Origin of the sequence: Pelagerythrobacter marensis (assembly GCF_001028625.1) — a bacterium.
Taxonomy (GTDB): Bacteria; Pseudomonadota; Alphaproteobacteria; order Sphingomonadales; family Sphingomonadaceae; genus Pelagerythrobacter; species Pelagerythrobacter marensis.
On the sequence record NZ_CP011805.1, the window covers coordinates 916,037 to 933,434 of the forward strand.

At 65.3% G+C, this 17,398-nt stretch carries 18 protein-coding genes; 8 read left to right on the forward strand and 10 right to left on the reverse strand.

Annotation, left to right across the window (positions count from 1 at the left end; genetic code table 11):
• Positions 1–125: 125 nt before the first annotated feature.
• The gene (locus AM2010_RS13970; RefSeq protein ID WP_236699404.1) at positions 126–956 is read left to right on the forward strand and encodes a helix-turn-helix domain-containing protein; all 831 of its coding nucleotides are present in this window, start codon (positions 126–128) and stop codon (positions 954–956) included.
• Positions 957–1,300: 344 nt separating this feature from the next.
• On the opposite strand, the gene AM2010_RS04470 is transcribed toward AM2010_RS13970, so the two are convergent.
• Genes AM2010_RS04470 through AM2010_RS04485 form a run of 4 tightly spaced genes read right to left on the reverse strand, consistent with a single transcriptional unit; the run spans position 1,301 to position 4,672 of the window.
• Positions 1,301–2,149, reverse strand: a complete 849-nt coding sequence (locus tag AM2010_RS04470) for an AAA family ATPase (RefSeq protein WP_047806053.1) — start codon at positions 2,147–2,149, stop codon at positions 1,301–1,303.
• A 30-nt stretch (positions 2,150–2,179) separates the two neighbouring features.
• The gene (locus tag AM2010_RS04475) at positions 2,180–3,538 is read right to left on the reverse strand and encodes a serine hydrolase (protein WP_047806054.1); all 1,359 of its coding nucleotides are present in this window, start codon (positions 3,536–3,538) and stop codon (positions 2,180–2,182) included.
• A 37-nt stretch (positions 3,539–3,575) separates the two neighbouring features.
• Complete coding sequence (locus AM2010_RS04480; RefSeq protein WP_047806055.1) at positions 3,576–4,151, reverse strand: hypothetical protein; 576 nt, start codon at positions 4,149–4,151, stop codon at positions 3,576–3,578.
• Positions 4,148–4,672, reverse strand: a complete 525-nt coding sequence (locus tag AM2010_RS04485) for an RNA polymerase sigma factor (RefSeq protein WP_047806056.1) — start codon at positions 4,670–4,672, stop codon at positions 4,148–4,150. Before AM2010_RS04485 ends, AM2010_RS04480 begins: the two co-directional genes overlap by 4 nt.
• 76 nt (positions 4,673–4,748) lie before the next feature.
• On the opposite strand from AM2010_RS04485, the gene AM2010_RS04490 reads away from it, so the two are divergent.
• A complete protein-coding gene (locus AM2010_RS04490) occupies positions 4,749–5,963 on the forward strand; it encodes a bifunctional alpha/beta hydrolase/OsmC family protein (protein ID WP_047806057.1) in 1,215 nt (404 codons plus the stop codon).
• Positions 5,964–6,006: 43 nt separating this feature from the next.
• Here AM2010_RS04490 and parE read toward each other — a convergent pair whose 3' ends face one another.
• Together parE and AM2010_RS04500 are read right to left on the reverse strand one after the other, a co-directional pair.
• Entirely contained in the window at positions 6,007–7,983 is a 1,977-nt protein-coding gene (gene parE / locus AM2010_RS04495; RefSeq protein ID WP_047806058.1) for a DNA topoisomerase IV subunit B, read from the reverse strand.
• 102 nt (positions 7,984–8,085) lie between these two features.
• On the reverse strand, positions 8,086–9,246 hold the full coding sequence (locus AM2010_RS04500; RefSeq protein WP_047806059.1) for a penicillin-binding protein activator: 1,161 nt from the start codon (positions 9,244–9,246) through the stop codon (positions 8,086–8,088).
• A 38-nt stretch (positions 9,247–9,284) separates the two neighbouring features.
• Between AM2010_RS04500 and rsmI the strand changes: the two genes are divergently transcribed.
• From rsmI to AM2010_RS04520, 4 genes are read left to right on the forward strand one after another with little or no spacing between them, the layout of a single operon-like run.
• Positions 9,285–10,121 carry a 16S rRNA (cytidine(1402)-2'-O)-methyltransferase gene (rsmI, locus tag AM2010_RS04505; protein WP_047807692.1) on the forward strand — a complete coding sequence of 279 codons (837 nt, stop codon included), beginning with the start codon at positions 9,285–9,287 and terminating at the stop codon, positions 10,119–10,121.
• Positions 10,118–10,468 carry a YraN family protein gene (locus AM2010_RS04510; protein ID WP_047806060.1) on the forward strand — a complete coding sequence of 117 codons (351 nt, stop codon included), beginning with the start codon at positions 10,118–10,120 and terminating at the stop codon, positions 10,466–10,468. The genes rsmI and AM2010_RS04510 overlap by 4 nt, the downstream gene beginning before the upstream one ends.
• A 51-nt stretch (positions 10,469–10,519) precedes the next feature.
• Entirely contained in the window at positions 10,520–11,476 is a 957-nt protein-coding gene (gene gshB / locus AM2010_RS04515) for a glutathione synthase (protein WP_047807693.1), read from the forward strand.
• Positions 11,477–11,501: 25 nt separating this feature from the next.
• Positions 11,502–12,116, forward strand: a complete 615-nt coding sequence (locus tag AM2010_RS04520) for a DedA family protein (RefSeq protein ID WP_047806061.1) — start codon at positions 11,502–11,504, stop codon at positions 12,114–12,116.
• Positions 12,117–12,126: 10 nt separating this feature from the next.
• Here AM2010_RS04520 and AM2010_RS04525 read toward each other — a convergent pair whose 3' ends face one another.
• The 4 genes from AM2010_RS04525 to rph are packed head-to-tail and all read right to left on the reverse strand — an operon-like array spanning position 12,127 to position 15,572.
• Positions 12,127–13,038 carry a tyrosine recombinase XerC gene (locus tag AM2010_RS04525; RefSeq protein WP_047806062.1) on the reverse strand — a complete coding sequence of 304 codons (912 nt, stop codon included), beginning with the start codon at positions 13,036–13,038 and terminating at the stop codon, positions 12,127–12,129.
• Positions 13,035–14,186 carry a radical SAM family heme chaperone HemW gene (gene hemW, locus AM2010_RS04530; protein ID WP_047806063.1) on the reverse strand — a complete coding sequence of 384 codons (1,152 nt, stop codon included), beginning with the start codon at positions 14,184–14,186 and terminating at the stop codon, positions 13,035–13,037. Before hemW ends, AM2010_RS04525 begins: the two co-directional genes overlap by 4 nt.
• Positions 14,187–14,232: 46 nt before the next feature.
• Entirely contained in the window at positions 14,233–14,859 is a 627-nt protein-coding gene (rdgB, locus tag AM2010_RS04535; RefSeq protein WP_047806064.1) for an RdgB/HAM1 family non-canonical purine NTP pyrophosphatase, read from the reverse strand.
• Positions 14,856–15,572, reverse strand: a complete 717-nt coding sequence (rph, locus tag AM2010_RS04540; RefSeq protein ID WP_047806065.1) for a ribonuclease PH — start codon at positions 15,570–15,572, stop codon at positions 14,856–14,858. The genes rdgB and rph overlap by 4 nt, the downstream gene beginning before the upstream one ends.
• A 143-nt stretch (positions 15,573–15,715) precedes the next feature.
• Between rph and hrcA the strand changes: the two genes are divergently transcribed.
• Together hrcA and grpE are read left to right on the forward strand one after the other, a co-directional pair.
• The gene (gene hrcA / locus AM2010_RS04545; RefSeq protein WP_047806066.1) at positions 15,716–16,756 is read left to right on the forward strand and encodes a heat-inducible transcriptional repressor HrcA; all 1,041 of its coding nucleotides are present in this window, start codon (positions 15,716–15,718) and stop codon (positions 16,754–16,756) included.
• Positions 16,757–16,768: 12 nt separating this feature from the next.
• A complete protein-coding gene (grpE, locus tag AM2010_RS04550; protein ID WP_047806067.1) occupies positions 16,769–17,377 on the forward strand; it encodes a nucleotide exchange factor GrpE in 609 nt (202 codons plus the stop codon).
• Positions 17,378–17,398 lie beyond the last annotated feature (21 nt).

Consider the following 17,398-nt stretch of genomic DNA (forward strand, 5'->3'; position numbering starts at 1 on the left):
AGCCACTGCGTAGCGTCCGCTAACGCCCCATTGCGGACGCTTTGGACGTGTCTCGGTGAGCTGCGAAGCTGTCGTCAAAATGACTACTGCTCACGCCCAGAAGCCAAGCCCAACGCCGCTTCAAGATGTCAGAAGTTCTCATTGTTCTTGTTTCGGGCGCGTCCGGCAGCGATAAGCTCATCATGCCGTCGCCGCCTCTGAAGTCTTCGCCCCCGCTAAATGCGCTGGAGCGCCAAGTGCTCGCGCTGTTGGCGGAGGGCCATACCGCAAAGTCAATTGCAACGGCACTGGATATGTCAGTGCATGCAGTTAATGAACGGCTGCGCGAGGCGCGGCGTAAGACTGGCGCCGCCAGCAGCCGAGAGCTTGCCCGCCGCCTCGCCGCCCAAAAAAATTGGGACAAGCAAGTCGGGGTTCCGGGCGATGACCCTCCTGATGCAGACCTGGTGTCGCCCGGCGCGGCCATGGTGGCCCGCCGGCGATCAAGGAGTCTCGTCATAATGCTCGTCACCGTCGCAGCCTTCGCCCTTGCCGTAGTGGGTGTGCAGAACGCCTCTGCGCCCACGGCCACGCCCACACGGGCAACATCCGCCCCGGCGGTGCCAGGCGACGGCGTTTCGCGCGGCGCGGCCCCGCTCAATCCCTATCTCTCCCGTTTCGCCGCAGAGGCGCGCAATAGCGATTGGGCGGCACCGGCCGAGCTGCGCGCCCTAGCGCTTTTCACTCTGGTTGATGGCGTCCGCTCGGTCGAGGTCAATTGCGCCGCCACGCTGTGCCGCGTCGAAGGCGCAGTGCAGCTTGGTGCAATGAAGCGTGCCATGGCCGGAGTTCAGGGCGATATGTTGCGCAGTCGCCTCGCGGGGGCCGGGCTGGAGGTCGCAGCTGCGGATTTTCGCGTCGTCCCGGATGCGGCGGAGGCGGGCGGGTTCACTGCCTTCCTGCGCCGCACTGACTGAGTCGAGAACGATTCTACCAGGCTGCTTGGCCCTCGCAGACTGTCCAGATGCCGACCAACGGCATCGGGACAGTCTGCCAAAAGCGGCGCAACTTGAAGAAGGCAACGCGCAAAACTGGCGTGCCACCACAAATCCATTGCCGGCGTTTCTGCGCGACACATTGGAACCTCTCCATCTCGATGTTAGCTTTGTCGGAGATGATCGCGCTATACGCCGCGCTCGTTAAGGAGGCGTGCCGTGGTGATAGGGTCCGGTTCCAGCCCGCCTGATCCAGAAGCGATTAGTCCGCTCCCCACCCAATTGCGGACATTTGAACCGAGGGGGCGGCCATTTGGCCTCTCAGATCAGCTCTGCCGCCGCGCCATGAAGGCCAGGCGTTCGAATAGCATCACGTCCTGTTCGTTCTTCAGCAGCGCCCCGTGAAGCGGCGGGATCGCGCTGTTGGGATTGGCGTCCTGCAGAACCTCCAGCGGCATATCTTCGTTCAGCAGCAGCTTGAGCCAGTCGAGCAGCTCGCTGGTGGAAGGTTTCTTCTTCAGGCCCGGAACGTCGCGAATTTCGTAGAAGACTTCCATCGCCTTGGTCACGAGCGTCTTCTGGATATTCGGGAAGTGGACTTCGATGATTTCCCGCATCGTGTCGCGATCGGGAAACTTGATATAGTGGAAGAAACAGCGGCGCAGGAATGCGTCGGGCAGTTCCTTCTCGTTATTCGAGGTGATGACCACGATCGGGCGTTCTTTCGCCGCGATCCGTTCCTGCGTTTCGTAAACGTCGAAGCTCATCCGGTCGAGTTCCTGAAGCAAGTCGTTGGGAAACTCGATATCCGCCTTGTCGATTTCGTCGATCAGCAGAACGGGCAGTTCCGGGCTGGTGAACGCTTCCCACAACTTGCCGCGTTTGATGTAGTTGCGAATGTCGTGAACCCGCTCATCGCCGAGCTGCCCGTCGCGCAGCCGCGCGACCGCATCGTATTCGTAAAGGCCCTGATGCGCCTTGGTCGTGGACTTCACGTTCCATTCGATCAGCGGCGCATTGATCGCCTTGGCAATTTCATGCGCGAGCACGGTCTTGCCCGTACCCGGCTCCCCCTTGACCAGCAATGGCCGGCGCAGGGTGACCGCGGCGTCGACCGCGACCTTGAGATCATCCGTGGCGATATATGAGCTGGTGCCTTCGAAGCGCTGGGTCATTCGGTTTCCTCGTGCAACTTTACGTGCGCGTTAAGGCGTGCGGCGCGCGAGTGCAAGACCAGCATCGTCCAGAGCGAGTATGCGCTGGGCGATCAGTTCCAGCGCGCTGGCGTCAACCGGTGCGTCGGGGTTGTTCCAGCTCAGGGTGAGGATGCGCCAGTGTTCCGCCTTGTCCTGCAACAGCCAGGTCAGGTTGAGCACGCCCGGTTCCGAACCGCCCTTGTACCCGATGTACTGCCAATCCGCCCGCTGCCCTTCCGGCAGGGCGGGATTGATCGCCATTATCCGCCGCGCGGTGGGATCTTCCAGCGCGACGATCCGCTGCATGAGCGAGGCAAGATCGCGCCCGCTGGCAAACCATTCGAGGCTGTCGATTGCGGTCGGCCGGGTGAACGTGGGTTTGATGATTCGATCCGGGTCGCCGGCAATCTCTGTCGAAAATGCGTCGAGCATTCGGGCCTGTTCCTCTTCCCCCGCCGCGGCGTAGGCCAGCCCGTGCTGGAGATCGCCCTTGAGCCCGAACAGTTCGAGCGTGTTGAGCAGGGGGAGGGTGCCGTCGGGCGCCGAATGGCCGCTTGCGCGCAGTTCCTCGGCAATCGCATCGCGGCCCACGATTGCGATAAGCTGGTCTGTCGCGGTGTTGTCGCTGATGGAAATCATCAGTGTGGCAAGCGTGTGCAGCGTCACGGGCGCGCCCTGCGGCCAGTCCTGCGATATTCCGCTGGGAAGCGAACGAATATCGAGCCGGACGACTTCGTCCCATGACCGTTCGCCGGAAGCGACCTGATGTGCCAGGGCTGACAGGACATAGAGCTTGAACGTCGATCCGATGGCGAATTGCCTATCGGCATCGGCGGTCAGGATCGGATCGTCGCCGTCGCCGCCGTCTCCATCCAGAGACGCGTAATAGACGCCGGTTCTGCCCGGAAACGCGGCGAGATCGGCCAGGATCTTGTCCGCCCCGTCGTCGATGGGATCGAACTGGTTGAGCCGCATTCCTGCGACTTGCCCTTCGGCATCGAGCTGCACGGGCCCGCGGGCAATGGCTTTTTCGAAGCGCAGCGCGATCACGCCGCCCCCGTCGCCGGTTCCGGTGGCGGCTTCCAACCCGTGGAGCGCGCCGAACTGGCTGGTGAGCTGCTGCATCATGGCCTGGAGCTGTGCTTCCGGCACCACCGCCAGGAACGATGGAGCAAAAACCTCCTCCGCCGGTCGCTCGCCGCGCAGCACGGCCACGATACCGTTGCCGGCTGCCTCCATAGCGGTGGATATGCTGGTTTCCCCGGCGCTTTCTCCGCCGCTTTCTTCGGGCGGTGGTATCTGCGCGGCAAGCGGAGCGAAAGGAGCGGCAAGGCACAGGGCGAACGAAGCGGCAAGCGGTCGGATCATTGCATATTCCCCTTGTTGCGAGGCGATCGTGGTTGCGTCAGGCGAGCGTGTCGAGAGCTTCTATCTCCCGCTCCAGCATCCGTGCGGTACGGCGGTTCAGCCAGGCGACTGCACCGAACAGGCCCACGACGATGGCGGTCGGGGCGGCGCCGGCGGCCAGCGCGGCCAACCATCCGGCTTCTCGCGCGACCGGCAGGACCGATCCGGCGATTATCAGCACCACGCCGGGGATCAGCGGCGCGAGATACCAGCGCGGAACGCTGGCCAATGCCTGCCGCTGATGTTCGAACTGCGCCCGCAGGTGGCTGCGGCAATCGGCTTCGGGCCGGTGGGGCAGGTTGCCCGCGCGGTGATAGAGATTGGTCATGACCACCGCGATCCCGACAATGCCGCAAAGCCAGCCCAGCGTGATCACGATTTCGCCAGCCTGCGCGGTGAGCCAGGCGGTCCATGCGAACACGGCAATCACCAGGCTGCCCGCGATATATTCGATCACATTGCGGCGGCGAACGCGCCGGTGGAAATCGGTCTGCTTGCCTGCCAGCTCCCGATCCGGGGTAAAGCGGGCTTCGGCACTTTCTGCCGCCCATTGGCGGAGGATATGTTCGGTCATGGTTTGTGTCCTTCGTTCGCCGGCTCTGCGAAAGCGTTTGCGATCAAGGTCTTGATGCGATGGATTCGGACCTGGGCGGCGCTGACGTTCAGGCCGGTGATTTCTGCGATGTCGTTTCCGCTCTGGCCTTCCAGCCACAGCACGATGACTTGCGCATCGAGCGGGGCGAGCCTGCGGATCAGTTCGCGCACCCGGGCGATGGCGAGATTTTCAGCCGCCTGGCGTTCGGTATCGTCGCAGTGCGGCAGCGCATCGATGGTGTCGAGCGACACCTGCTGCGGTCTTCGTGCCGCAGCGGAAACATGGTCGGCCGCGACGTTGTGGGCGACGCGATATGTCCAGGTCTTCAGCGAACAGCGCCCGTCGAAGCGCGTGAAGCTGCGCCACAGTTCGGCATGAATGTCCTGCTCCAGATCGCGCGCTTTTTCGGGATCGCGCTCGAATGCGCGTGCCAGACGCGCTATCGCCGGGGCGAACCGTTCACCCGCCTGGCTGTAAAGGGCTTGCTGATCGCTGGTCATGACCCTTTAGTCCCGTTCGGCCAGATTTTCTTACAGCCGGCGGCCGAAATTTCACAGCTTTGCCTGAGGACCATCGATGCCCACTGAAAATATCAGCATTGCGACCGACGCCGGGCATGAACTGGCCGGCTCTCTCGAACTGCCGACCGGGCTCGTGCGCGGTGCTGCGCTGTTCGCGCACTGTTTTACCTGCACGCGGCAGAGCAAGGCCGCGGTTGCCACCGCTCGCGCGCTGGCGAGCGGCGGGATAGCCTGTTTGCGGTTCGATTTTACCGGTCTTGGCGGCAGCGAGGGGGAGTTCGGGCGCGCGGGCTTCGCAACCGACGTTGCCGATCTGGTGGCGGCGGCCCGTTACCTCACCGATCGCTTCGGCGACAGAATCCTGCTGGTCGGGCACAGCCTCGGCGGTGCGGCCGTGCTTGCCGCGGCGGATGATCTGGGTTTCGACAAGGTTGCGGCGATCGCGACCATCGGCGCGCCTTCGAACGTGCCCCACGTGCTCGAACGCATCGAAGGCGATCTGGCGGCCGTGCGGCAACGCGGTTCCGGCCCGGTGTCCATCGGCGGGCGGCCGTTCGAACTGAGCCGCGAGTTTCTGGAGCGGGTGGAGAACACCGACCTTGTCGCCGAAGTCGCGCGACTGCGCGTCCCGCTGCTGCTGCTCCATTCACCGACGGACGACCTGGTCGGGATCGAGAACGCGACCGTCCTTTTCAAGGCGGCCAAGCATCCCAAGAGCTTCGTCAGCCTCGATGGTGCAGATCACCTGCTGCTCGACGAACGCGACGCCGAATTCGCCGCGACGGTTATCGCCGGGTGGAGCAGCCGCTATCTGCCGCTGCGCGACGACTGGCCGATGCCCGACGATGGCATCGTGGTGAAATCCGGCCATGGGAAGTTCGGCACCGAAGTGCACACGGCCAGCCATCGCTTCGTTGCGGACGAGCCTGTCAGCTACGGCGGCGACGACAGCGGGCCGACGCCTTACGATCTTCTCCTGGCCGCGCTCGGCACCTGCACGGCGATGACCATGCGCATGTATGCCCAGCGGCGCAAATGGCCGCTGGAAGGCACGACGATCTACCTGACGCACGAGCGCAATCACGAGGAAGACTGCGAGCACGCGATCGAGGGGGAGGAGGGCAGTATCCAGGCGCTCCACCGCAGGATCGCACTCGAAGGCGACCTGACGGACGAACAGCGCGACAAGATTATGGAAATCGCCGACAAATGCCCCGTCCACCGCACGCTGGAAGGGCATCTGCACATTCACACCCGGCGCGCCGACTAGGCGGCGGGGGCAGGGGGCAGGGGGCAGGGGCCGCCGGCGTCGATCAGGCGTCGATCATGTCGCGATCGAATTCGCCGGCGCGGTTCTGGATGAAGTTGAACCGGTGTTCCGGGTTGCGGCCCATCAACTGGTCGACCAGTTCCTTCACCGCGTGGCGCTGCTCATGCTCGGCGGGCAGGGTGATGCGAATCAGGCTGCGCGTTTCGGGGTTCATCGTCGTTTCGCGCAGCTGCTGCGGATTCATTTCGCCCAGGCCCTTGAACCGCCCGACTTCCACCTTCTTGCCCTTGAACTGCGTGGCTTCCAGTTCGGCCCGGTGTTCATCGTCGCGGGCGTAGGCGCTCTCTTTCCCGGCGGTCAGGCGATAAAGCGGCGGCTGGGCGAGGAACAGGTGCCCGCGGCGCACGATTTCCGCCATTTCCTGGAAGAAGAACGTCATCAGCAGGGTCGCGATATGCGCGCCGTCGACATCGGCGTCGGTCATGATCACGATCCGGTCGTATCGCAGGTTCTCGGGGTCGCAATCCTTGCGCGTGCCGCAGCCCAGGGCGAGCGTGAGGTCGGCAATCTCGCTGTTCGCGCGGATCTTGTCCGCGCTGGCCGATGCGACGTTCAGGATCTTGCCGCGGATCGGCAGAATCGCCTGGGTCTTGCGGTTGCGCGCCTGTTTGGCGCTGCCGCCGGCGCTGTCGCCTTCCACGATGAAGATTTCGGTTTCCGCGTCGGTTTCCCCGCTGCAGTCGGTCAGCTTGCCGGGCAGGCGCAGTTTCTTGGCGTTGGTCGCGGTCTTGCGTTTGACCTCGCGTTCCTGCTTGCGGCGGAGCCGTTCGTCCATCCGCTCCATCACCGCGCCGAGCAGCGCCTTGCCCCGCTCCATATTGTCAGACAGGAAATGGTCGAAATGGTCGCGCACCGCGTTTTCGACCAGGCGCGCAGCTTCGGGCGAGGTCAGCCGATCCTTGGTCTGGCTCTGAAACTGGGGATCGCGGATGAAGACGCTGAGCATGATTTCCGCGCCGGTCATCACATCGTCGGCGGAGATGTCCTTCGCCTTCTTCTGCCCGACCAGTTCGCCAAATGCGCGCAGGCCCTTGGTCAAGGCAGCGCGCAGACCCTGTTCGTGGGTGCCCCCGTCGGGCGTGGGCACGGTGTTGCAGTACCAGCTGGTCGAACCGTCGGACCACAGGGGCCAGGCGATCGCCCATTCGACGCGCCCCTGATCCTCGGGGAAATCCTGCGTTCCGGCAAAAGGCTGGCTGGTCACGCATTCGCGCTCGCCGACCTGTTCATTCAGGTGATCGGCAAGGCCGCCGGGAAACTTGAAGACCGCCTCTGCCGGCACATCGTCGCTGGTCAGCGACGCCGCGCACTTCCAGCGGATTTCCACCCCGGCGAACAGATAGGCCTTCGACCGCGCCAGTTTGAACAGCCGCTTGGGGCTGAACTGCCGCTCGCCGAAAATCTCGCTGTCGGGCGTGAACGCCACGGTCGTGCCGCGCCGGTTCGGTGTCGGGCCGAGTTCCTGCAAGCCGCCCTGCGTGGCACCACGCGCAAATTCCTGCGCATAGAGCTGCCGATCGCGCGCAACTTCCACCCGCGTATGGCTGGAAAGGGCGTTCACCACCGACACGCCCACGCCGTGAAGGCCGCCGCTGGTGGCATAGGCCTTGCCCGAAAACTTGCCGCCCGAATGGAGCGTGGACAGGATCACTTCGAGAGTGGATTTGCCCGGAAACTTGGGATGTTCGGCGACGGGAATGCCGCGTCCGTTGTCGGCGATCGCCAGGCGATTGCCTTCCTCCAGCGAAACCTCGATCCGCGACGCGTGGCCTGCGACCGCTTCGTCCATCGCGTTGTCGAGAACTTCGGCAGCAAGGTGATGCAGCGCGCGATCGTCGGTTCCGCCGATATACATCCCCGGGCGGCGGCGCACAGGCTCCAGCCCTTCGAGAACTTCGATCGAGGAAGCATCGTAATCGCCGCTGGAAGCAGGCGTGTTGGCAAACAGATCTTCGGACATAGTATGCCTATTGGGGCCAGGCCGGGCTGCGCTCAAGTGGCGACACGCGGTTATCCGACCCTCTCTGGCCGCAGCCCAAACCCGTCAGTAGCGATCCCCGGTTCAGAATCCGCTCGGCGCGGGTGAGACGATCACGACCTGCCCGTCGCGCACTTCGCGCACTTCCATCGCCCGTTCGATCACCCCGTTGCGCTGAAACCGGAAGGGGCCGTCAAGACCCAGGAATCCGCTGCTTTCCCGCAATTGAGAGACCGGGAAGGACCGGCCGACCCGCCAATCCTGCGCCACGCGCAGGGCCAGCAGAACGCTGTCGTATCCGAGGGTGGAGATGCGATAGGGCTGCGACCCAAAACGGTCGCTGTAACTGTCAGAAAACCGCTTGAACCGGGCATCGGACACGGCGGAGAACAATGCGCCGCGCAGGGCCGAAGCACGGGTCACGGCGCTTTCACCGCTCCACAATTCGGTGCCGATGATCTGCGTTGCCCCGGCACCGCGCGGCCGCAGTTCGCCGGCAGCCTGGGTGGCGAGGCGGGCGCCATCGGCGATCAGCACGGTATCGTAACCGCCCGCCTGCTTCAGCCGCTGGGCCGCGCTGACGATTGAGGTGTTGCCGCGCGTATAGCGTTCGGTCGCCACGAGCTGCCCGCCGACACCGCGCACCGCACCGGAAAACGCCAGTTCCGCGCGCCGGCCATATTCACCGTCGGGCACGATCGCCGCAAAGCGCGAGGCACCGCGTTCGCGCGCGAAGCCGACGCTGCGGGTGATCGACTGATCGGGGATATGCCCCATGATGAACACGTCGGCCCCGGCGACCGACGTATCGTTGGAGAAGGAAATCAGCGGCACGTCCGCCGGCCGCGCTTCGGCAACGATCTGCGCGACATTTTCGCCCAGCAGCGGGCCCAGGATCAGCCGGTTCCCATCCGCTATCGCCCGCCGCGCCGCGCCGCGCGCATCCGAAGAGGTATCGTATGTGGTGATCCGCAGATTGTCGGCATTGGTATCGAGCAGGGCCATCGTGGTCGCGTTGGCAATCGATTGCCCGACCCCGCCATTGTCCCCCGACATCGGCACAAGCAGCGCGACGCGGTGGCGCGTATCGTCGCTGGGCAGGCCGGATGGGCCGGGGTCCGGGGTCGGCGCCGGCGCGGGTGGCGGCGGCGCGGTCGGACCCTTGGGAATGATCTGACACCCCGCGAGGACGACGCTCGCCCCCGCGACAATCAGCATCCGCCGATCCAGTTTCCAACGCTTCATGCTTGCGGCTCCCCGTCGTCGTGTTCAATGGTGCGGGAGTGGCCCATGAACCCCTCCGACCCGGTCTCTATATAGTCGCGACCCCGATTGGCAATCTCGGCGACATAACCTTGCGGGCAGCGGAGACGCTGGCGCGTTGCGGTGCGGTTGCGTGCGAGGATACCCGCGTGACGGGCAAGCTGATGAAGCATCTGGGCCTGTCGAAGCCCCTTTGGCGATACGACGATCATGCAAGCGAAGCCGACCGGATGCGGATCGTGGCGGCAATGCACGACAGGGCCGTCGTTCTGGTGAGCGATGCGGGCACGCCGCTGGTGTCCGATCCGGGATATCGCCTGGTGCGCGATGCCCGCGCGGCCGGTGTCTCAATCGCCGCCTTGCCCGGCGCCTGCGCGGCGATTGCCGGGCTGACGGTTTCGGGCCTGCCCAACGACCGGTTCCTGTTCGCCGGTTTCCTGCCGAACAAGGACAAGGCACGGCGCGAAGCGCTGGAGCGTGCAGCGGGCGTGGGGGCAACCGCAATCTTCTACGAAACCGCGCCGCGTCTGGTGAGATCGCTGGAAACCATTGCGCAGACGCTGCCCGACCGGGAGGTTTCCGTCGCCCGCGAACTCACCAAGCTGCACGAGGAATGCCGAACCGGCAGCGCGGCGGACCTTGCGGCGCATTATTCCGCGCATCCGGCGAAGGGCGAGATCGTGCTGCTGATCGGGCCGGGGGGCGACGCCCCGACAGACGACGAAGACATCGACGCCCTTCTGACCGATGCGCTGCAGTCCGCCAAACCGTCGCAGGCCGCCGCGCAAGTGGCGAAGGCGACGGGTCGCGACCGCCGGGCGCTCTACGCCCGCGCGCTGGAATTGCGCGGCGGATGAAGCGCCAGTTCGCCGAACGCCAGGGCCGCGTGGGGGAAGCGCGCGCCGCGCTGTGGCTGCAAATGCAGGGCTGGCGGATTCTCGATCGCAGGCGAAAAACACCGGTGGGGGAGATCGATCTGATCTGCAGGCGGCGAAACGTGGTCGCGTTCGTCGAAGTGAAATGGCGCAAGGCCGCGGCGGAGCTGGACCATGCGATCGACGAATACCGTCTGGGGCGCGTTGCTGCTGCGGTCGAATCGGTTGCGCACGAATATGCGGATGGCGGCGAGGACATCCGCATCGATGTGCTGCTTCTTGCGCCGGGCAGTTTCCCTCGCCACATCGTCAACGCCTGGCAGCCCTGAAGACGCGGAAATCCGTCCTTCGGCATGGCGCGGGCGCACGGAAGGAAAGACATGACTCTACGCATCGCCGTTCAGATGGACCCGATCGAAAGCGTGAGGATCGCAGGCGATTCCTCGTTCGCGCTGATGCTATCGGCACAGGCACGCGGCCATCGGCTGTGGCATTACGACGTGTCGACCCTGGCATGGGAAGACGACCGGGTTACCGCCTGGGCGCGCGAGGTTTCGGTTCAGCGGGTGGAAGGCGATCATTTTCGCTGGGAAGGCGAGCTGCGCAAGATCGACCTTGGCAGCGAGATCGACGTCGTTCTGATGCGGCAGGACCCGCCGTTTCATCTTGGCTATATCAGCGCCGCCCTTCTGCTCGACCGGCTGAAGGGCGAAACGCTGGTCGTCAACGACCCGCGCGAAGTCGTGAACGCACCGGAAAAGATGTTGGTGCTCGACTATGCGCGCTTCATGCCCCCGACGCTGATCGCGCGGAGTCTGGAGGACATTCGCGCTTTCCATCGCAAGCATGGGGCAGTCGTGGTCAAGCCTCTCCACGGCAATGGCGGCAAGGCGATTTTCCGCATCGACGCGGATGGCACCAACCTTTCCGCTCTGGCGGAAGTGTTCAACCAGACCTGGCCCGAACCGCATATGGTTCAGCCGTTTCTGCCCGAAGTGGCCGAGGGCGATAAGCGGATCGTCCTGATCGACGGCGAATTTGCCGGGGCGATCAACCGGTTTCCGGGGGAAGGGGAGTTTCGTTCCAACCTCGCGCAGGGCGGGCGGGCCGAAGCAGCCGACCTGACCGCTCGGGAAGAGGAAATCTGCGCGGCGATGGGGCCGGAACTGAAACGCAGGGGCTTCGTATTCGTCGGCATCGACGTGATCGGCGGCAAGTGGTTGACCGAAATCAACGTGACCAGCCCCACCGGCATCGTCGCAATCGACGCGTTCAACGGCACCGACAGCGGCGCGCGCATCTGGGACGCGATAGAAGCGCGCCACGCGGCGCTGTAAGCCGCCCCGGCCGATAGGCGAATTCGTGCAGGACCTGATCATAGAGGCGATCGCGCGCGGCGGTTATCTGGGCATTGCCGTGCTGATGGCGATTGAAAACATATTCCCGCCGATCCCATCCGAAGTGATCATGGGCATCGGCGGTGTGCTGGTCGCGCGCGGAGACATGGCGTTCTGGCCCCTGATGCTGGCCGGTACGGTCGGCTCCACCGCGGGCAACTATGCCTGGTTCTGGCTCGGCAACCGATGGGGTTATCGCCGTATGCGCCCGTTCATCGATCGCTGGGGGCGCTGGCTGACGCTGGACTGGGACCATGTAGAGGGGGCGTCCCGGTTCTTCCGCCGCCACGGGCAATGGGTGGTTCTGGTTCTGCGCTGCACGCCGGTGTTCCGCACAATGATCTCGCTGCCCGCCGGGCTCGCCCACATGAACGTCTGGCGCTTCCTCGCGTTCACGTTCGTGGGTGCCGGCATCTGGAACGCGCTGCTCGTGCTGGGCGGTGCGGCGCTGGCACGCTATCTGGAGGAATACGAACACGCCTTCGGTTGGGTCGTGGCCGGGTTCGTCGTCCTGACGGTGCTGGGCTATTTATGGCGGGTGTGGCGCTGGACGCCGCGATCGCAGGGGGAGGGCGACTGAACGCCTCCGTTCAATCCGGCGCGGGATCGCCGCGTTCGCGCGGATGGGCCGCGCGATAGGTGTCGAGCAGGGTCACCGCGTCGACCTTGGTGTAGATCTGGGTCGAGCCCAGGCTGACATGGCCGAGCAGTTCCTGCAGCGAACGCAAGTCGGCCCCCGCACCCAGCAGGTGCGTGGCGAACGAATGGCGCAGGGCGTGGGGCGTGGCCGTGGCGGGCAGCCCGAGCTCGCGGCGCGCGCGGGCCACTGCCTTCTGCACCATGCCCTGATTCAGGGGGCCGCCCTTCGCCCCGCGGAAGATCGGGTCCGCCTTGGCCAGGGGCCAGGGGCACTGCCGCGCATAGTCCGCAACCGCCTCGCGAACGACGGGCAGGATCGGCACCACGCGCTGCTTGCCCCCCTTGCCGGTCACCGTGAGCGTTTCGCCCAGGGGCAAGTCCGCGCCGGTCAGCGAGAGCGCTTCGGCAATGCGCAGGCCGGCGCCGTAGAGCAGCAGGAGCACGGCATGGTCACGCGCCCCGATCCACGGTTCTGCGGCGTCGGCCGCGACCAGTTCGGCAAGGTTACCCACCTCGTCAGGCGTGATCGGGCGGGGCAGGCCCTTGCGAAGGCGCGGCCCGCGTACGCGCGGCGGCGCCGTGTCCGCATGACCGGCACGCCCGCGCGCATACGTGACGAAGGCCTTCAGCGCCGACAGCTCGCGGGCGGCGGAAGCGTTCCCGATCCCCTCCGCCCGGCGGTGCGCGAGCTGGGCACGCAGATCCTGCGCCTCGATGGCGGCGACGGATGGCCAGTCGGCGCGATCCGTCGCGGCGATCAGCCGCTGGGCTGCGGCGAGATAGGCGCGCACCGTATGCGGCGATCGGCGGCGGTCGCGGGCGAGGTGATCGCGCCAGTCGGCCAGCAGATCCGCCGCGCTCATGCCGCGACCAGTTCCGGGTGAACCAGCTCGCCCAGTATCGCGTCGAGCACCGGCATCCCGCGCGGGGTGACGGCAAGGCGTTCGCCCTCGTCCCGGATGAAGCCGAGCTGCGCCAGCATCTCCCGCCGCTGCGGATCGATCAGGCGGGCAGGCTCAATCCCGAAGCGCGTGGCGATTTCGGCCAGCGGCACTCCTTCGGCCAGCCTAAGCCCCATCAGCAGCGCTTCCGATGCGGCGGTCGATGGGGAAAGCGACGTTTCCTCGCGCAGCCCGTGGCCGTGTTCGACAACGGCGGATAGCCAGTTTTCCGGCTTCCGGTGCCGCATCGTGGCCGCGCCGCCACGCCTGCCATGCGCGCCCGGCCCGATCCCGCAACAATCCTGATAGCGCCAGTATGCGAGATTGTGCCGGCTCTGCTCGTTCGGGCGGGCGTGATTGCTGATCTCGTAAGCTGGCAGCCCCGCGTTCGCGGTGAGGGCGCGGGTCACCTCGAACAGTTCCGCCGCCGGATCGTCATCGAGCGGGTCGAAACGGCCCTGCCGGACATCGGTGGCGAAGCGCGTATTGGGCTCTATCGTCAGTTGATAGAGCGAAAGATGCCCGGTCCCGAAGCCGAGCGCGCGTTCAAGCTCCCGCTCCCATGCCGCCACGCTCTGGTTGGGACGGGCATAGATGAGGTCGAAGCTGACCCGTGCGAAATGGCGCTGTGCAACGGCCAGGGCATCCAGCCCCTCGGCAACGTCGTGCAGACGGCCGAGGAAGCGCAACGCGGCATCGTCGAGCGCCTGAAGCCCGAGCGAGACGCGGTTGACGCCCGCACGTGCCAGATCGCCGAACGCGGCCGCTTCGACCGACGATGGATTGGCTTCCAGCGTGATTTCCACATCGTCCGCGAAGCCCCACAGCCGCTCAGCCTCGGCCAGCAAACCGTCGACCAGAGCGGGGGGCATGAGAGACGGCGTGCCGCCACCGAAGAAGATCGACGCCAGCGGCTCGCCCCCTGCGAGAGCGGCTTCGTGCCGCATGTCCGCAATCAGCGCGCGCTGCCAGGCCGCATGATCGACTTCGTCGCGCACATGGCTGTTGAAGTCACAATAGGGGCACTTCTTCAGGCAGAAGGGCCAGTGGATGTAGAGTGCGCGTGCCACGTTGAACCTTTAGCATGTCGCAACTCTGCTGCGAAGGCAGGGGGGATTATCCGAACTGATCGGCAACCAGTTTGGCGAAGGCATCGGCGCGGTGGCTGATCCGATGTTTTTCCGCCGGGTCGATTTCCGCGAAAGTCTGCTCGCGCCCCTCGGGGATGAAGACCGGATCGTATCCGAAACCCAGCGTGCCGCGCGGCGGCCAGGTCAGGCGGCCGCCGATGCTGCCTTCGTAGATCGCGTGATCCCCATCGGGCCATGCGATCGCCAGGACGCAGTGGAACGCGGCATCGCGCGGCGCATCCGGCCCTTGCGCGGCCAGCATCCCTTCGACTTTGCCCATCGCCAGATGCCAGTCGCGGCCCGGATCGCCTTCGAACCACTGCCGTTCGGCCCAGTCGGCGGTATAGACCCCCGGCCTGCCGCCAAGCGCCGCGACCGACAGCCCGCTGTCGTCGGCGAGAGCGGCAATGCCCGATGCTTCGGCCGCCGCACGCGCCTTGATCAGCGCATTTTCGGCGAAGGTGTGGCCGGTTTCCGCCGGCTCCGGCAAGCCCAGCGATCCGGCGCTGATGCACTTCAGGCCGTAGGGCACCAGCAGCGCGCCGATTTCTTTCAGCTTGCCCGCATTGTGCGTCGCGATCACGAGCGAACCGGAGCCGAGCCGACGTGTCATGCCTTCGCTGCATCCAGCTGCGCGGCGAAGATCCCATCGCAACCCATCCGGGCGAGACGCAGCAGGCGCAGCAGGCCTTCCTCGTCGTAAGTCGCCGCTTCCGCGGTGGCCTGCACTTCGGCGATCTTTCCGCCGGAAATCAGCACGAAGTTCGCATCGGCATCGGCGTTGCTGTCTTCGTCGTAATCCAGATCGAGCACCGGCGTGCCGCGGTAAATTCCGCAGCTGACGGCCGCAACTTGCGCCACGATCGGATCATCGACCAGTTCGCCGCTTTTGATCAGGCCGTCTATCGCAATCCGCAGGGCCACCCAGGCCCCGGAAATTGCGGCGGTCCGGGTGCCGCCGTCGGCCTGGATCACATCGCAATCGAGAGTGATCTGCCGTTCGCCCAGCTTCTTCAGATCGACGACTGCACGCAGGCTGCGGCCGATCAGACGCTGGATTTCCTGTGTCCTGCCGCTCTGCTTGCCTCGCGCCGCTTCGCGCTGGCCGCGGGTGTGCGTGGCGCGCGGCAGCATCGAGTATTCGCCGGTTACCCAGCCTTCACCCTTGCCGCGCAGCCATGGCGGGATCCGTTCTTCCACGCTGGCGGTGCACAGAACCCGGGTATCGCCGAAGCCGATAAGGCACGAACCTTCCGCATGACGGGTAAAGCCGGTTTCGATGGTGATGGCGCGCATTTCGTCTGGCGCACGGCCGGAAGGTCGCATGAAGTTCTCCAATAAATGGCGGCAGAGCCGATTGGCTTGCGCGCTAGTGCCCCAGCGAAGGTTCGACAAGGCCGACTGCACGTGCAGGCACAATGGATCGAAGGAAAATTGAAACTTTCGCGATTGTGGCTAAGTCGAAACAAATGGCCCCACCTGTTACCGAACTGACCGACCGCGCCCGGGCGATCTTTCGCCTGGTGGTGGAGGGGTATCTCGATAGCGGGCAGCCCGTGGGGTCGAAGACCCTGGCCGGGGAACGGGGGCTGGATCTCTCGCCCGCGTCGATCCGCTCGGTTCTGGCCGATCTCGAATCACTTGGTCTGCTGGCAGCGCCGCACACCAGTGCCGGCCGAATGCCTACCGAAACCGGCCTGCGCCTGTTCGTCGACGGCATGATGCAGATCGCCGAACCGACCCGCGCGGAACGCAAGGAAATCGAACGGCGACTGGCCGAACCCGGCCCGATAGAACACGCGCTGGAGCAGACGAGCGCCATTCTGTCGGACATTTCCGGCGCGGCCGGCATGGTCATGGTCCCGCGTCTGGAACCGCGCCTTGCCCAGTTGAGCCTGGTCAACCTGGGCCAGGGGCGCGTGCTGGCCGTGCTGGTGGGCGAAGATGGCGCGATCGAAAATCGGGTGATCGAACTGGGCGAGGGGGCATCGCCGCAAATGCTGGAGCAGGCGAGCAACTACATCACCGCGCGCCTTGCCGGGCGGACATTGCCCGAAGCCGTCGCCGCGATGCGGGCCGAGATCGCATCCGGCCATTCGCAGCTCGACGAAGCCAGCAGCGGCCTGGTCGAACGCGGTCTGGCGGTATGGAGCGAAGACGCCGCCCAGCGCCCCGTGCTGATCGTGCGGGGGCAGGCGAACCTGCTGGACGATGCCGCGCTGTCCGATCTCGAACGGGTACGCTCGCTGCTGGACGATCTGGAAAACAAGCAGTCGGTCGCCGAACTTCTGGAAAGCGCGCGCGAGGCGGAAGCAACGCGGATCTTCATCGGTAGCGAGAACCGCCTGTTCGCCCTGAGCGGATCGTCGGTCGTCGCATCGCCGTATCGCGACCGCGAAGGGCGGGTGGTCGGCGTGCTGGGGGTGATCGGCCCCACTCGGTTGAATTACGCCCGAGTCGTCCCCATGGTGGATTTCACCGCCCGATCTCTGGGCAAACTCATCGGATAGATACGAGAAATCATGAGCGATAACGATACTCGCAAGGATAGCGAGCAACCCCACGACGAAGCCGTTGAGAAGGAACTGGAAGGCGTTCCCGAGGAATTTCTGGACGACGCCAGCGGCGCAGATGACGATGGCGAAGCCGATGACGCGGGTGATCTGAACGAAGCGCTCGCCGCGCTGCGGGCCGATCTGGATGCGGCGAAGCAGGATGTCCTCTACGCCCGGGCCGATACGCAAAACGTTCGCCGCCGCCTTGAAAAGGACGTGCAGGATGCGCGCAGCTACGCCGCGACCGGGTTCGCGCGCGATATTCTCTCGGTCGCTGACAACCTGACCCGTGCGCTCGACCACGTTCCCGCCGCCCTGCGCGAGGACGAGCAGGCCAAGCGGTTCGTGGAAGGGATCGAGGCGACCATGCGCGAGATCGAGAAGGTTTTCGCCCAGCATGGGATCACCCGCATCGCCGCCAAGGGGATGCCGCTCGATCCCAATGTCCATCAGGCCATGATGGAAGTCCCGGCCGAGGACGGGCAGGAACCGGGCACGATCGTGCAGGAACTGCAATCGGGCTACATGATCAAGGATCGTCTGTTGCGCCCTGCCATGGTCAGCGTCGCGAAATAGGCATCGGTCTTTCGGGGAGGA

What these genes read in the sequence shown, in the direction of transcription:
- AM2010_RS04525 (WP_047806062.1), bottom strand. Translation starts at nt 13,038, where the DNA reads ATGAGCGCGGCGGATCTGCTGGCCGACTGGCGCGATCACCTCGCCCGC.
- AM2010_RS13970 (WP_236699404.1), top strand. Translation starts at nt 126, where the DNA reads ATGTCAGAAGTTCTCATTGTTCTTGTTTCGGGCGCGTCCGGCAGCGAT.
- AM2010_RS04510 (WP_047806060.1), top strand. Translation starts at nt 10,118, where the DNA reads ATGAAGCGCCAGTTCGCCGAACGCCAGGGCCGCGTGGGGGAAGCGCGC.
- AM2010_RS04485 (WP_047806056.1), bottom strand. Translation starts at nt 4,672, where the DNA reads ATGACCAGCGATCAGCAAGCCCTTTACAGCCAGGCGGGTGAACGGTTC.
- AM2010_RS04470 (WP_047806053.1), bottom strand. Translation starts at nt 2,149, where the DNA reads ATGACCCAGCGCTTCGAAGGCACCAGCTCATATATCGCCACGGATGAT.
- rdgB (WP_047806064.1), bottom strand. Translation starts at nt 14,859, where the DNA reads ATGACACGTCGGCTCGGCTCCGGTTCGCTCGTGATCGCGACGCACAAT.
- AM2010_RS04475 (WP_047806054.1), bottom strand. Translation starts at nt 3,538, where the DNA reads ATGATCCGACCGCTTGCCGCTTCGTTCGCCCTGTGCCTTGCCGCTCCT.
- parE (WP_047806058.1), bottom strand. Translation starts at nt 7,983, where the DNA reads ATGTCCGAAGATCTGTTTGCCAACACGCCTGCTTCCAGCGGCGATTAC.
- grpE (WP_047806067.1), top strand. Translation starts at nt 16,769, where the DNA reads ATGAGCGATAACGATACTCGCAAGGATAGCGAGCAACCCCACGACGAA.
- AM2010_RS04490 (WP_047806057.1), top strand. Translation starts at nt 4,749, where the DNA reads ATGCCCACTGAAAATATCAGCATTGCGACCGACGCCGGGCATGAACTG.
- rph (WP_047806065.1), bottom strand. Translation starts at nt 15,572, where the DNA reads ATGCGACCTTCCGGCCGTGCGCCAGACGAAATGCGCGCCATCACCATC.
- gshB (WP_047807693.1), top strand. Translation starts at nt 10,520, where the DNA reads ATGACTCTACGCATCGCCGTTCAGATGGACCCGATCGAAAGCGTGAGG.
- AM2010_RS04480 (WP_047806055.1), bottom strand. Translation starts at nt 4,151, where the DNA reads ATGACCGAACATATCCTCCGCCAATGGGCGGCAGAAAGTGCCGAAGCC.
- hrcA (WP_047806066.1), top strand. Translation starts at nt 15,716, where the DNA reads ATGGCCCCACCTGTTACCGAACTGACCGACCGCGCCCGGGCGATCTTT.
- AM2010_RS04500 (WP_047806059.1), bottom strand. Translation starts at nt 9,246, where the DNA reads ATGAAGCGTTGGAAACTGGATCGGCGGATGCTGATTGTCGCGGGGGCG.